Source organism: Pseudomonas sp. S2_F03, assembly GCF_054668335.1.
In genome coordinates this window covers 2257367-2269921 of record NZ_CP162759.1, presented here as the reverse complement: position 1 = coordinate 2269921, position 12555 = coordinate 2257367, and the positions used below count along the sequence as shown (strand labels likewise).

The following is a 12555-nucleotide window of genomic DNA, read 5'->3' as shown; positions in this document are numbered from 1 at the left end:
GTCCCTGACTCTGTGGGGCACGCGTTCCTGGCGAAGTCATCGCCTCGGTGTCGGTGTGCCCGAATGCGTTAACGGGCGGCATTAAACCTGCTGCGTGGCGCAGATAGAAGTACCTTGGCTGCAATAAAACCGGCGAATGCCCCGAACAGATGCCCTTCGAATGAAATGCCCCGACGAGGCAGGAAGCCAAAGACCAATCCGCCATACAACAAGGCAACGAGGCCTGCCGTCATAACGTTGCCCCAGCTCTTCTGGAACCAGGCGCGCGACAGAATGTACGCCCACAGCCCGAAAACCCAACCGCTGGCGCCAATGTGTACGCCGGTAAAACCGAACAGCCAGACCAGCGAGCCGCCCAGCAGAATAATGATGGCGCTGACGGTCATGAACCGATTGAGCCCATCGACGATCACCAGCGTACCCAGTACCAAAAAGGCAATCAGGTTGGCGCTCAGGTGCGAGAAGGACGCGTGCAAAAAAGGTGAAGTGACGATGCCCATCAGTCCATGCACGGTTCTGGGAACCAGGCCGAACGCCATAAGGCTGTAGCCGGTCGCCGCGTTGATCACTTGTAGCGCGACCATGAAGATGGCCAGGCCGGCGATTAGCTTGAAACCCTTCAGGGCATCCATCCTTGACCTCTGCTCGACAAAACTGAAACGCAATTCCCATTGTGGGAGCGAGCTTGCTCGCGATGACGGTATGTCATTCAACATCAATGTTGGCTGACGCTCCGCAATCGCGAGCAAGCTCGCTCCCACAAGGTTTTTGGTGTTGCCCCGACCGCGTTACTCGGCCGATTTCTGCTTCAGGCGTTCCAGGATCGCGTTGGCGCTGCCTTCGTTCGGCGTGATGCCGGCTTCGCGCAGTTTGCGTTCCAGGTCGGTGCCAGTCGAGGCGTCGGCCAGTTGGTCCTGTGCTTCCAGTTCTGCAGCGCGTTGCTGCTGCTTGGCCTGCAAACGGTTCAGGGTGCCGACGGCGGTTTCCAGCTTGCCATTGGCGCCGCCGCTGGCGATGGAGGCGCTGACCTGGGCTTTCTGCACGCTTTCGCGGGCCTTGGCCATGTCCACTTGCTGGCGCAGGCTCTTGATGCGGTTTTCGGCTTTGGTGATGTCTTTACGCATGTTGTCCGCGTAACCGCCGAATTCGGTGGCCTGCTTTTGCTCGACATCGAGTTCGTTGGTCAGGGTCGAAATCGCTTCGGCCACTTCCATCGCCAGGTCTTCGCGGTTGGCCTGGATCGCGGCCATGGCCTTGGATTCCAGGTCCTTGATTTTGGCGTGGTACTCGCTGACGCGGTCGGCCGACAGTTTGTGCTTGGCCATGATGGTGACCAGCTCGCGCTTGGCATTGGCCAGCGCGCTGTCAGCATCGCGAATTTCCTGGTCGAGGATGCGCAGGGCCTGTTGGTCGACGATTGCTTCGCCAACTTCGCTGGCACCGCCACGCAGCGCGGTGAACAGTTTGCTCCAGATGGACTGAGTCATTGGATCTTCCTTTCCTGATAATTACTTGAAGAAGCGTTCGAAGGCTTCGCTGGCACGCTGGACGTTGTCGACCAGGGTTTTCACCTCGGTCACCACGTTGGTCAGGCTGGAGTCGGAACTCAGCGCGCCGAACATGTTGTAAACGACCTGGCCGTTGGGCATGGACTCGATACCGATGGAGGACAGCGGGAACATTTCCCGGCTGCGCAACACGGCGTCGTTGAAGGCCGGCACGTCGTGGATGGATTCAACGTCGACCAGCACGGTATCCACGATGATCTGATCGCCCACCACCGCGATGTAAATCGGCAAGCCACCGAAATCGTTCATTTCCAGCTTGATGCTGGACTCGGAGCCTTGAACAAGGGAAAGGGTGATGTCGTTCGAAACCACTTCGTCGAGGGCCTTCAGGGCGTTGAAGAGGCTATCGATGTTCCAGTTGTTGCCTGCGCTCATGTAATTCTCCGACATGAATGAGCCAGCCAGAATCGGTTGGCGTAGCTGTTGCTCCATCTGCTTGAGCAAGCTTCGGTTTTCGGGAAGCACCCAAGTCTCGTGTTTCACATAACCGGCGGCTGCCAGGCCCGCGCGCATCTGCTTCATGTAGAAGCTCGATGGTTTTTTCGCGGACGGTTTCGAGCGCTCACCCTTGGGGCTCTTTGATGCAGCAGGCTCGACAGGCGAACCTGACGGGGAGCGGCTTTGCATGGCAGTGACTCCGTTGTGAACATCTCACGCGTGAGAAACCCTACGCCCAAAATACAGCGTCATCAATGGCTCACGCGTGAGTTTTTTCGGCCATACGCCAAAAGGCCCGCAGCATGGCGGGCCCTGTGGTATTTCAAAGTATTTCTCAGCCTTTGGCGAAGGCCAGCATGTCCGCGTTCACTTGCTCTTTATGGGTATCCGTCAGCCCATGCGGCGCTCCCGGATACACAATCAGCTCGGCATGCTCGATCAATCGCTTGCTCTCAAGCCCCGCCGCCTGAATCGGCACAATCTGGTCGTCATCGCCGTGGATGATCAAGGTCGGCACATCAAACTTTTTCAGGTCGTCACGGAAATCCGTTTCCGAGAAGGCCTTGATGCTGTCCAGGGTGTTCTTGTGACCGCCCATCATGCCTTGCATCCAGAACGAGTCGATCAACCCTTGCGATGACGTGGCGCCGGGGCGGTTGAAGCCAAAGAATGGCCCGCTGGCAACATCCTTGTAGAGCTGCGACCGGTCGGCGATAGACGCCGCACGGATGCCGTCAAACACTTCAATCGGCAGGCCTTTGGGATTGCTCTCGGTTTTCAGCATCAGCGGCGGTACGGCGGAAATCAGCCCGGCCTTGGCCAGACGGCGTGTGCCGTGGCGACCGATGTAGCGTGCAACTTCACCGCCGCCGGTAGAAAAGCCGAAAAGAATCACGTCCTTCAAATCCAGGTGTTCGATCAACTCGGCCAGGTCATCGGCATAGTGATCCATGTCGTTGCCGTCCCACGGCTGGCTCGATCGGCCATGGCCCCGACGATCATGCGCGATGGCACGGAAACCGTTGTTGGCGAAGTGCAGCATCTGCGATTCCCAACTGTCGGCGCTCAAAGGCCAGCCGTGGCTGAACACCACCGGTTGTCCGCTGCCCCAGTCCTTGTAGTAAAGGGTGTTGCCTTCGCGAGTCGTCAGAGTAGCCATGTCGATGATCTCCAATGAAGTACGTGAATCGGGCGTTTACATTTAGAAGCTGGCGGCGAGGAACTCGTCGGTGGACACTACCTTGGCGTAGGCAAAACCCAGCGCCGACATGAAGGCGGCGTGTACGTGGGCAGCCGGTACGGTCACACCGTTGAACTCCAGGTCCCGGGAGGCGCAGGCGTCGTGGATGACCGTGACAGCGTAGCCGAAGTCATTGGCGGCGCGAGTGATGCCGTCGACGCACATGTGGCTCATGCTGCCGACCACCACCAGCTCCTTGACCCCTTGCTCATCTAGGATCGATTTCAGGTCGGTTTCGCGGAACGAGTTGACGAAGTGCTTGAGGACCACCGGCTCATTGGCCTGGTTGAGGACCTTGGGGTGCAGCTTTGCGCCTTCGGAGCCCGGGGTGAAGAACGGTGCTTCTTCGGAGGTGAATTCGTGGCGGATGTGCACCACCGAATCACCGGCCTCACGAAACGCCTTGAGCAGGCGAACGGCGTTATCGGCAGCGGCGTCGGCGCCGACCAGCGGCCATTTGCCTTGTGGGAAGTAGTCGTTTTGGATATCAACTACGATGAGTGCTTGCTTGGCCATGACTGTTTCCTCGAAGTGCTTGTTGGGTGTGGGATGAAGTATTGGGTTTAGCAGGCCGTCCGAGGATTGGCCGCACCGACAATAGAAGGGGGAAAACTGACAATGGATGCAAAAAGGGCAATCGCCGAGCTGGGCGTGCTGATTTATCCCGGTGCGCAGATGGCGGCGGTGCATGGGCTGACGGATTTGTTCGACGTGGCCAACCGGATCGCCACCGAGCATCAGTCTGCGCAGTTGCCGCTGCTGCGAGTCAGCCATTGGCGGATAGAGGGCGATCAGGCGCCCGTTCGGGTCTACGACAGTCATCCCGCGCCGGACTCGGCCTTGGTGGCTGTGTTGATCCCGCCGTCGATTGCCAGTTTTTACGCAGGCCAGGTGCCACCGGCATTGCTCGACTGGGTTCGCCAGCAACACGCGGGCGGCGCGACGCTCGGTGGCGTCTGCGTAGGCTCCATTCTATTGGCCGAAAGCGGCCTGCTCGACGGCCGCAGCGCCACCACGCACTGGACCTCGGCCAAAGCGCTTCGCGGAGCGTTACCCAGCGATCAAACTCAAGGCTGACACGCCCATCGTCGATGACGGCGACCTGATTACCACGGCCGGACTGATGGCCTGGTCCGAGTTGGGGTTGCGCCTGGTCGACCGTTTGCTGGGGCCGAGTATTGCGACCGGCACGGCGCGGTTTCTGGTGGTGGAACACAGCGACAGTGCCAGCGAATGCGGGAGCAACTTTTCACCGATTCTCAGTCATGGCGATGCGTCGATTCTCAAGGTCCAGCATTGGCTGCAAAGCACCGGCGCGACCGATGTGTCACTGACGGCCATGGCTGAGCGGGCGGGACTGGAAGAGCGCACGTTCCTGCGCCGATTCCGCGCAGCCACCGGGCTCAAGCCAACCGAGTACTGCCAGCACCTGCGGGTCGGCAAGGCCCGGGAGATGCTCGAATTCACCAACGGCACCATCGATCACATCGCCTGGACCGTGGGTTATCAGGACCCCGGTGCGTTTCGCTCGACCTTCAAGAAGATCACCGGGCTGGCGCCGAGCGATTACCGGACACGGTTTGGTGTCTCACCGACGGCAGCAACCCCACGGTAGCCAGATCATTACATAGCCCATGCGCCAGGTTTGAATCGTGCAAAATGCAGGCTGTCGTGCAGAATAAAACAGGCCTGGTGCCATTACCCTTTGCGCAACTATCTGATTTAAAAGTTGTTGGCGGCGCCCGCCGCTTGGCCTGATCTCTGCACCTCTCCCTCTACACTCATCAAGCGCCGATTGAAGGGGGACGCATGACCCCAACAAACCGCAGGAAACTGGTGGTCGCCCATTCCGTGCACCCGGATGCACCCTTGCACGAAGTTGAAACCAATCGTGCACTGGCCCGTTGGCTGGCGCAGATTCTGGGCCTCAAGTACGGGGGCAGTTTCGATCGGGAACTGCACAACGGTCGTGACCTGTATCTGCTACCGACGCAAACCCTGGTCGGCACCGATGCCGCCCGGCAAGTCGGCGTCAAAGGGCCGCAAGATTTGTGGGGCGGTTACGTCGATCACGATTTCATCTGCACCAAAGCCATCAGCCACGGCTTGCTCAATAAAAATGCCTACGCCCCGCCAGGTTGGTCACCGCTGTTTTCCGAGCGCGTGCGCAGCGTGGTGCTGGACGGCCTCAGCGTGTTCTCGTTCGACGATGCGCGACCCGCCGCCGAACACTTGCTCTACAACGGCCCGATCCGCCTCAAGCCTGTACATGCCTGCGCCGGACGTGGCCAGGAGGTGATCGAAAGCCTCGACCAGTTCGACGAAGTCCTCGCCAGGCCCGATGCCAGCAAGTTGTTCACCGAAGGTGTGGTGCTGGAACAGGATCTGGACAACGTGATCACCCACAGCGTCGGCCAGAGTTTCATCGGCGACACCGTGCTGAGTTACTGCGGTGATCAATACTTGACTGAGGATGCTCAGGGCGAGCAGGTGTATGGCGGTTCCAACCTGTTGGTGGTGCCGGGTGACTACGAGGACTTGCTCAAGCTGCCGTTGCCTGACGATGTGCGGTTGGCGATCCGGCAGGCGCAGGTGTTCGACCGCGCTGCGGACGAGGCCTATCCCGGTTTCTATGCCTCACGGCGCAACTACGACATCGCCCAGGGCCTGGACTGTAACGGCCAACAACGCAGCGGCGTGCTGGAACAATCCTGGCGCATGGGCGGCGCCAGCAGCGCGGAAGTGGCGGCGTTGCAGAGCTTCGTCAACGATCCGGGGATGCGCGCGATTCGCGTGTCGTCTGTCGAAACCTACATCGATCAGCCGCTGCCTGCGGACGCCATCGAGGTGTATCGCGGGCCAGCGCAAACCAGTGACTTTCTACTCAAGTACGTAACGGTCAAATCCTATGACGGCTAGAAGCGAAACCATTCAGATCGACATCGACGATGAACAGATGAGCGGGACTTTTCTGAGCCCCAAATCGAAGGTTCCCGGCGTGCTGTTTGTGCACGGGTGGGGTGGCAGCCAGGAACGGGACCTGGAACGGGCCAAAGGCATCGCCGGTCTTGGGTGCGTGTGCCTGACGTTCGACTTGCGCGGCCACACCGGGGGCACCGGTATTCCGCTGACGCGCGTCACCCGCGAAGACAACTTGCGCGACCTGTTGGCGGCGTATGACCGCCTGCTCGCGCACCCGGCGCTCGACACATCGGCCATCGCCGTGGTCGGCACCAGTTATGGCGGTTACCTGGCCTCGATCCTGACGTCATTGCGTCCGGTGCGCTGGCTGGCGCTGCGGGTGCCGGCGCTGTATCGCGACGATCAATGGCACACACCCAAGCGTGACCTGGACAAGACCGATCTGCGCGATTACCGCGCTACGCTGATCCGTCCCGACAGTAACCGCGCGCTGCATGCCTGTTCGCAATTCACCGGTGATGTGCTGCTGGTGGAGTCCGAGACGGACGACTATGTGCCGCACGCAACCATCATGAGTTACCGCGCGGCCTGTCAGCAGACTCACTCGCTGACCCACCGGATTATCGACGGTGCCGATCACGCGTTGAGCGACCCTGTTTCGCAGCAGGCGTACACCTCGATCCTGGTGGACTGGATTACCGAAATGGTGGTGGGCGAACGGTTGAGCATTATTCAGTCCCGCTGAAAAATCTTCGGTGTTTTGGAGACCATCGCGGGCAAGCTCGCTCCCACATTTGGAACGCATTCCCCTGTGGGAGCGAGCTTGCTCGCGATGGCGGCCTTCGACTCACCACATACTCAAGAAGGTTTCTTCGATATCCGCAACGACTTGGCCTTGGCCTCCACCACCAGATACATCACCAGCGTAATCAACAGCGGCAGGATGAAATAGATCGCCCGGTACGCCAGCAACCCGGCCACCAGGCTTCCCCGCGAAACCTCGTGTTGCAGCAGCGCCACGAACACGGCCTCCAGCACGCCAAGCCCCGCCGGAATATGGGTGATGACCCCGGCGATGGCGCTGATCAGCAACACACCCAGCACCAGTGGGTAGTCGAGCTTGCTCGGCAACAAGGTAAAAATCACCGCCGCCATCAACGACCAGTTCAGCGCGCCGAGGGCCAGTTGCAGCACGGCCATGCGCAATGACGGCAGATCAATTTCCAACCCGCGAATGGCCCATTCACGCCGCTTGGAAAACCGGCAGGCCGCCAGATAACCCGCGCTCACAATCAGCAACAACACGCCCACGCCTTGTAATGCGCCACTGCTCAGTTTCCAGCCGGGCGGCATGCGCACCAGTCCGCTGCTGAACACCGCGCCGGCAATCACCATGTAGCCGAACCAGTTGGTCGCCAGGCTCAAACCGAGGATTTTCGCGATGTTGCCCTTGCTCACCCCCAACCGTGAATACAGGCGATAGCGCATGGCGATGCCCCCCACCCATGCACTCAGGTTGAGGTTGAAGGCATAGCTGATGATCCCCACCGGCAGGATCTGTTTCCACGTCAGGTTTTGGCGAATGTAGGTGCGGCCGATCAGGTCGAAACTGGCGTACACCAGAAAACTCAGCAGCGTCAGTCCTGAAGCGATGACCAGCGTTCGCACCTTGAAATCGGCCAGGGTGTTGAACACTTCGTCCCATTCGAGGCGCTCGGCCAGCATCGTCAGCAAGACAATCAGGGCCAGGAAAAACAGCATCGTCAACGGCCGTTTCCAGCGGCTCCAGCGAGACTTGCCGGGGTGCTCGGTGTGACTGCCCGAATGCGCTTCAGCGTGGCTCATGATGATCGCTCCCGGTCGGCTGGGTGAAGGGCTTGAGGCGCGGCTTGTGTGCCGGCAGCCAACCCGCCCAGGCCGGGAAGTGCCGCAGGAAGTGGAACACCAGAAAGCCGACCGTCATGTGCCAGATGCGGCCGCGCGGCGCAGTGTCGACGGACATGGCTTTGCAGTGGTTGTCGCTCAGGTGTTCAAGGCGTTCAAACAACGTGCGATTGAACGCGCGGTCGCGGATCAATACGTTGGCTTCCAGGTTCATCGACAGGCTCAGCGGGTCGAGGTTGCTTGAGCCGACGGTGCTCCAATCCTCATCGACCAACGCGACTTTGCCGTGCAGCGGCCGTTGGCAATACTCATGAATCTGTACACCGGACTTGAGCAAATAGTCGTAGGTCATGCGTGCGGCGAGTTTGGCCACCAGCATGTCTGGTTGACCTTGCAGAATCAGCCGCACGTCGACGCCCCGGCGCGCCGCGTTACGGATCTCGCGCAGCAACCGGTAACCGGGAAAGAAGTAGGCGTTGGCGATCACCACGCGGCGTTTGGCACTGCGCAGCACCCGCCGATACACCTCTTCGATGTCGGTGCTGTGGTCGCCATTGTCGCGGTACACCAGGCGAACCTGGCCGTCATGATCGTCCAGGGCCAGTTCCGATCGCCGTTGCCGACGGCGCTGCCACCAGTATTTGGCCCGGGCCGGGCGACCGCATTGCAACAGCGCGAAGTGATGAATGTCGGCCACCACCGGGCCTTGCACTTCAACGGAATAATCCTGTTTGGCCTCGGGGCCGAAGTCGCCCAAATGGTCGGCGGAAAAGTTGATCCCGCCGATAAAGGCCACCGCGCCGTCGACCACGACAATCTTGCGGTGCAGGCGACGGAACCAGTTGGTGCGAATGCCCAGACGCTTGGGCGCCGGGTCGAATATCTGGATGTGTACGCCGGCCTCGCTCAATGCGGCCAGAAACCCGGTGCTCAATTCGCCACAGCCAAAACCGTCGAGGCTGGCCGTGACCCGCACACCGCGCCGAGCCGCGTCGATCAGCACTTGCTGCATTTCATTGCCGACCTTGTCCTCGAACACGATGAAAGTTTCCAAGAGGATTTCCGTCTTGGCCTGGCGCATGGCCTCGAACACCCTGGGGAAATACTCCTCACCGTTTTCCAGCAACTCGACGCGGTTGTTGCCTTGCCAGCCATAGTCGACATCGACCACGGCGGGCTCTCGGGTTTTCGGGGGAGTGGACACGTGTTCCACGCGGGCTTCTTCCATCGATGGGCTGCTCATAGCTCGATCTCCACCGACAGCGGTGCATGGTCGGAAAGGTGTGACCAGGGACGCGCCGCCAGCACTTGCGGACGGTGGGCCTTGAGGTTGCGCACGTAGATGCGGTCTAGTCGAAGTGCCGGCATTCGCGCAGGAAAACTGCGCGCCGGTTTGCCGTGATGTTCGGCGAACACTTCGCGCAAGCCACAGGGTTTGAGCAACGCATCGGCGCGTTGGCGCCAGTCATTGAAGTCGCCGGCCACGATCACCGCAGCATCGTCCGGCAACTGCGCCAGGCGTCGGCTCAATAGCTTGAGCTGTTCGGTGCGATGGGTCTCGCGCAGCCCCAGGTGCACGCAAATGGCGTGAACCTCCTGACCGTCACCGGGCAGGCGCAACACGCAATGCAGGATGCCGCGGTTTTCATGGCCGCTGATCGAGACGTCGAGGTTGTCATGGCGAATGATCTGGAATTTCGACAGCAGCGCATTGCCGTGATCGCCCGCCGGGTAAACCGCATTGCGGCCATAGGCAAACTGCGGCCACAGGGTGTCGGCGAGGAATTCGTATTGCGGCATCGTCGGCCAATCGCTGTAGCGCCGCGGATGCTGTTCATGGGTGCCGTGGACTTCCTGCAAAAACACCACGTCGGCGGACACGCTGCGCACCGCTTCACGCAACTCCGGGAGGATGAAACGCCGGTTGAGCGCGGTAAACCCTTTGTGCGTGTTGACCGTCAGCACGGTGAAGCTGCGCACGGCGGTGAGGATAGGCGATGGCTCGTCGGCGGCGCCAAGCGGCTCGGAAACGTTCATGGCAGCACGCCTTCGGCCACCGGTTTGCCGGGGACGCTGTAGCGCCAGCCTGAACTACCCACATGAATCGCCGCCATGCCGCCTCCCGCCTGATGGTCTTCGAACAACCCTGTCTTTTGATGACTGCGGGGCGAGCGAGAAAGTTTCGACGGAACTACGGACGGTACAGGCCCACAAAATAACCAACGTGGGGGCGATGTACGGCAGCAATCGGGCTGGCCCCGCATACACCGCCAGGTCTGAAACTTCCTGCCGGTCTACGCTTGTAGGCGCGGCCGAAGGCTGCGATCTTTCGTGTTCATATCGACTCACTAAAAGGAGCACTGCGTTTTGCATCCGTTCAAGACTGCGATATGGCTGGCGCTACTTCTGTTCACCACCAGCGTCGGGCTGCAAGCGGCAGCGCTGCCGGGCATGCCGGCCAGCAGCGCCGCGACGCCACCGGCTCACCCGGAACCGCTGGTCCAGGGCGGTTTGCTGGGGGCCATCAGTTCGAGCATTGATGAGGTCCAGGGCAAACTCGATCTCAACGAAGGCCTGGTCGACGCCTGGCGTCTGCGCGCAGACCGCGCGGCGGATGAAGTGGATCAACTGGTCAATCATCCATCGGCGCGTTCCAGCTGGAGCGTGGCGGGGGATTTCCTGCTGTTGTCCGGCGTGTGGGTGGGCGTCTTTGCGTTGCTCTGGCTGCTCGGCGGGTTGTTGGCCAAGCGACTGAGCGAGCACCGCTTGCTGCTCACACGAGAACGCGGCCAAGCCGTGCTCGGTTATGCATTGCCTTACAGCATTCCGGCGCTGGTCAGCCTGCCGCTGACGATTTTTGTCAGCCACTTCCTGCCCGTGTCAGCCGGGCGGGCGCTGGCGCTGTGTTTCGCCTATGCCACCAGCAGCGGGATCTTTGCCGCCTCGCTGGTCATGACGCTGGTGGTCCTGTTCAACACCGGGCACAAGCGCCGGGCGGTGCAGATCCTTCGTCAATTCAGCCCGCGACCACTGTTTGGCATCGGCTTTCTGGTCGCGATCAGCGATGCCCTGACCAGCCCGCAAATCGCCCACCAACTGGGTGGCAATCTCACCAGCAGCATCGCGGTATTGACCGGGCTGGGGGCGTCGATTTCCTTCGGTTTGCTGGTGATCAAAATGCGTCGTCCAGTCGCGCATCTGATCCGCGTTCTGCCGTTGGCCCAGCGTCAGAGTCAGCCTGCACTGCGCGAGACGCTGCGGATATTTTCCGGCCTGTGGTACTGGCCGATCCTGTTGATGGTGATGGTGTCGATCATGAACCTGGTCAGCATCAGCGATGACAATCAGCAGGTGTTGCGCAGTGCACTGCTCACCACGGTTCTGTTGATCGCGACGGTGTTCCTCAGCACCACGTTGCATCACCTGTTCAAGTCCCGCAGCGAGCAAGCGGTACGGCGCAGCAATGCCTATAAAGAGCGCTTCCTGAGCCTTTCTCACGCCTTGCTGCGGATCGGCATGGCAATTGTGTTCATCGACATCCTGGGACGTATCTGGGGGGTGTCACTCTTCGAGTTCGCGGTGAGCAATTCGGTCGGCCGGGCGATCAGTGATTCGCTGAGCCGCATCGGCTTGATTTTCCTGATGACCTGGATGGTCTGGGTGGTGCTCGACACGGCGATTCAGGAGGCCCTGAAACCACCGGTCAGCAAACGCTCGGCACGCCAACCGAGCACGCGGGTGAAAACCATCCTGCCGCTGCTGCGCAATGCGATCAAAATCCTGCTGGTGGTGATCTGTGCGATCACCACCATGGCCAATCTCGGGATCAATGTCGCGCCGTTTCTGGCCGGCGCCGGGGTGGTGGGGCTGGCCATCGGTTTCGGCTCCCAGCAACTGGTGCAGGATGTGATTACCGGGCTGTTCATCATCATCGAAGACACCCTGTCGATTGGCGATTGGGTGGTGCTCGATTCCGGGCATGCCGGCACGGTCGAAGGCCTGACCATCCGCACCCTGCGTCTGCGTGACGGCAAGGGCTTTGTGCACTCGGTGCCGTTCGGCCAGATCAAGGCGGTGACTAACCAGTCCCGACAGTTTGCTTATGCGTTCTTCTCGGTGCAGTTCACCTACGACACGGATGTCGACAAGGCGATTGAGTTGATTCGCGAGGCCGGGCATTCGATCAGCGACGACCCGTTTCTCAAGTACAACCTGCAAGGACCGCTCGACGTATTCGGGGTCGACAAAATGGACCTCAACGGCGTGGTGCTGACGGCGCAGTTCCGTACGGTGTCGGGCGGGCAGTATGCGGTGAGCCGAGCCTTCAACCAGCGATTGAAAAAGCTTGTGGATAACAGCCCTTGGGTGCATTTCGCGCAGACTTATCCACAGCAGGTTTTTATTCCCCAGCGGCAGGTGGATGAGGGAGAGGGCGGGCTGGCGCCGGAGCATTCGTCGGTGTTGCTGCCGGATCAGCCGCGTACCCAGTAGTACCAGGACAGA

At 60.4% G+C, this 12555-nt stretch carries 11 protein-coding genes and 1 pseudogene; 4 read left to right on the top strand and 8 right to left on the bottom strand.

All coding sequences use genetic code 11. The features are described from left to right. Positions 1 to 68: 68 nt before the first annotated feature. The 5 genes from AB4N76_RS10725 to AB4N76_RS10705 all read right to left on the bottom strand — a co-directional run bounded on the left by AB4N76_RS10725 (position 69) and on the right by AB4N76_RS10705 (position 3762). Positions 69 to 632: a rhomboid family intramembrane serine protease gene (locus tag AB4N76_RS10725; RefSeq protein WP_046028835.1), complete on the bottom strand. Its 564-nt coding sequence runs from the start codon at positions 630 to 632 to the stop codon at positions 69 to 71. A gap of 156 nt (positions 633 to 788) precedes the next feature. Next, positions 789 to 1487 (bottom strand): PspA/IM30 family protein, encoded by a 699-nt coding sequence (locus tag AB4N76_RS10720; RefSeq protein WP_046028833.1) that lies wholly within the window; start codon positions 1485 to 1487, stop codon positions 789 to 791. A gap of 21 nt (positions 1488 to 1508) precedes the next feature. After that, on the bottom strand, positions 1509 to 2090 hold the full coding sequence (locus AB4N76_RS10715) for a YjfI family protein (protein ID WP_175648965.1): 582 nt from the start codon (positions 2088 to 2090) through the stop codon (positions 1509 to 1511). 250 nt (positions 2091 to 2340) lie between these two features. Then, positions 2341 to 3165: an alpha/beta fold hydrolase gene (locus tag AB4N76_RS10710; RefSeq protein WP_046028829.1), complete on the bottom strand. Its 825-nt coding sequence runs from the start codon at positions 3163 to 3165 to the stop codon at positions 2341 to 2343. A 42-nt stretch (positions 3166 to 3207) separates the two neighbouring features. Further along, positions 3208 to 3762: a cysteine hydrolase family protein gene (locus tag AB4N76_RS10705; protein ID WP_046028827.1), complete on the bottom strand. Its 555-nt coding sequence runs from the start codon at positions 3760 to 3762 to the stop codon at positions 3208 to 3210. Between the two features lie 102 nt (positions 3763 to 3864). On the opposite strand from AB4N76_RS10705, the pseudogene AB4N76_RS10700 reads away from it, so the two are divergent. From AB4N76_RS10700 to AB4N76_RS10690, 3 genes and pseudogenes are all read left to right on the top strand, one after another. Further along, positions 3865 to 4861 (top strand): annotated as a pseudogene (locus tag AB4N76_RS10700) (GlxA family transcriptional regulator). Between the two features lie 194 nt (positions 4862 to 5055). After that, positions 5056 to 6165 carry a DUF3182 family protein gene (locus AB4N76_RS10695; protein ID WP_046028824.1) on the top strand — a complete coding sequence of 370 codons (1110 nt, stop codon included), beginning with the start codon at positions 5056 to 5058 and terminating at the stop codon, positions 6163 to 6165. Continuing rightward, on the top strand, positions 6155 to 6913 hold the full coding sequence (locus tag AB4N76_RS10690; RefSeq protein WP_460164454.1) for an alpha/beta hydrolase family protein: 759 nt from the start codon (positions 6155 to 6157) through the stop codon (positions 6911 to 6913). The genes AB4N76_RS10695 and AB4N76_RS10690 overlap by 11 nt, the downstream gene beginning before the upstream one ends. 113 nt (positions 6914 to 7026) lie before the next feature. Here AB4N76_RS10690 and AB4N76_RS10685 read toward each other — a convergent pair whose 3' ends face one another. Genes AB4N76_RS10685 through AB4N76_RS10675 form a run of 3 tightly spaced genes read right to left on the bottom strand, consistent with a single transcriptional unit; the run spans position 7027 to position 10089 of the window. Further along, a complete protein-coding gene (locus AB4N76_RS10685) occupies positions 7027 to 8013 on the bottom strand; it encodes a lysylphosphatidylglycerol synthase domain-containing protein (protein WP_460164453.1) in 987 nt (328 codons plus the stop codon). Further along, on the bottom strand, positions 8000 to 9295 hold the full coding sequence (clsB, locus tag AB4N76_RS10680; protein WP_046028818.1) for a cardiolipin synthase ClsB: 1296 nt from the start codon (positions 9293 to 9295) through the stop codon (positions 8000 to 8002). The genes AB4N76_RS10685 and clsB overlap by 14 nt, the downstream gene beginning before the upstream one ends. Then, on the bottom strand, positions 9292 to 10089 hold the full coding sequence (locus AB4N76_RS10675; protein ID WP_077431182.1) for an endonuclease/exonuclease/phosphatase family protein: 798 nt from the start codon (positions 10087 to 10089) through the stop codon (positions 9292 to 9294). The genes clsB and AB4N76_RS10675 overlap by 4 nt, the downstream gene beginning before the upstream one ends. 330 nt (positions 10090 to 10419) lie before the next feature. On the opposite strand from AB4N76_RS10675, the gene AB4N76_RS10670 reads away from it, so the two are divergent. Beyond that, a complete protein-coding gene (locus tag AB4N76_RS10670; RefSeq protein ID WP_109787322.1) occupies positions 10420 to 12543 on the top strand; it encodes a mechanosensitive ion channel family protein in 2124 nt (707 codons plus the stop codon). Positions 12544 to 12555: the final 12 nt, after the last annotated feature.

Excerpts from the sequence above, each read along its gene's own strand:
- AB4N76_RS10685 (WP_460164453.1), bottom strand. The coding sequence starts at position 8,013 with ATGAGCCACGCTGAAGCGCATTCGGGCAGTCACACCGAGCACCCCGGC.
- AB4N76_RS10720 (WP_046028833.1), bottom strand. The coding sequence starts at position 1,487 with ATGACTCAGTCCATCTGGAGCAAACTGTTCACCGCGCTGCGTGGCGGT.
- AB4N76_RS10675 (WP_077431182.1), bottom strand. The coding sequence starts at position 10,089 with ATGAACGTTTCCGAGCCGCTTGGCGCCGCCGACGAGCCATCGCCTATC.
- AB4N76_RS10705 (WP_046028827.1), bottom strand. The coding sequence starts at position 3,762 with ATGGCCAAGCAAGCACTCATCGTAGTTGATATCCAAAACGACTACTTC.
- AB4N76_RS10715 (WP_175648965.1), bottom strand. The coding sequence starts at position 2,090 with ATGAAGCAGATGCGCGCGGGCCTGGCAGCCGCCGGTTATGTGAAACAC.
- AB4N76_RS10690 (WP_460164454.1), top strand. The coding sequence starts at position 6,155 with ATGACGGCTAGAAGCGAAACCATTCAGATCGACATCGACGATGAACAG.
- AB4N76_RS10710 (WP_046028829.1), bottom strand. The coding sequence starts at position 3,165 with ATGGCTACTCTGACGACTCGCGAAGGCAACACCCTTTACTACAAGGAC.
- clsB (WP_046028818.1), bottom strand. The coding sequence starts at position 9,295 with ATGAGCAGCCCATCGATGGAAGAAGCCCGCGTGGAACACGTGTCCACT.
- AB4N76_RS10725 (WP_046028835.1), bottom strand. The coding sequence starts at position 632 with ATGGATGCCCTGAAGGGTTTCAAGCTAATCGCCGGCCTGGCCATCTTC.
- AB4N76_RS10695 (WP_046028824.1), top strand. The coding sequence starts at position 5,056 with ATGACCCCAACAAACCGCAGGAAACTGGTGGTCGCCCATTCCGTGCAC.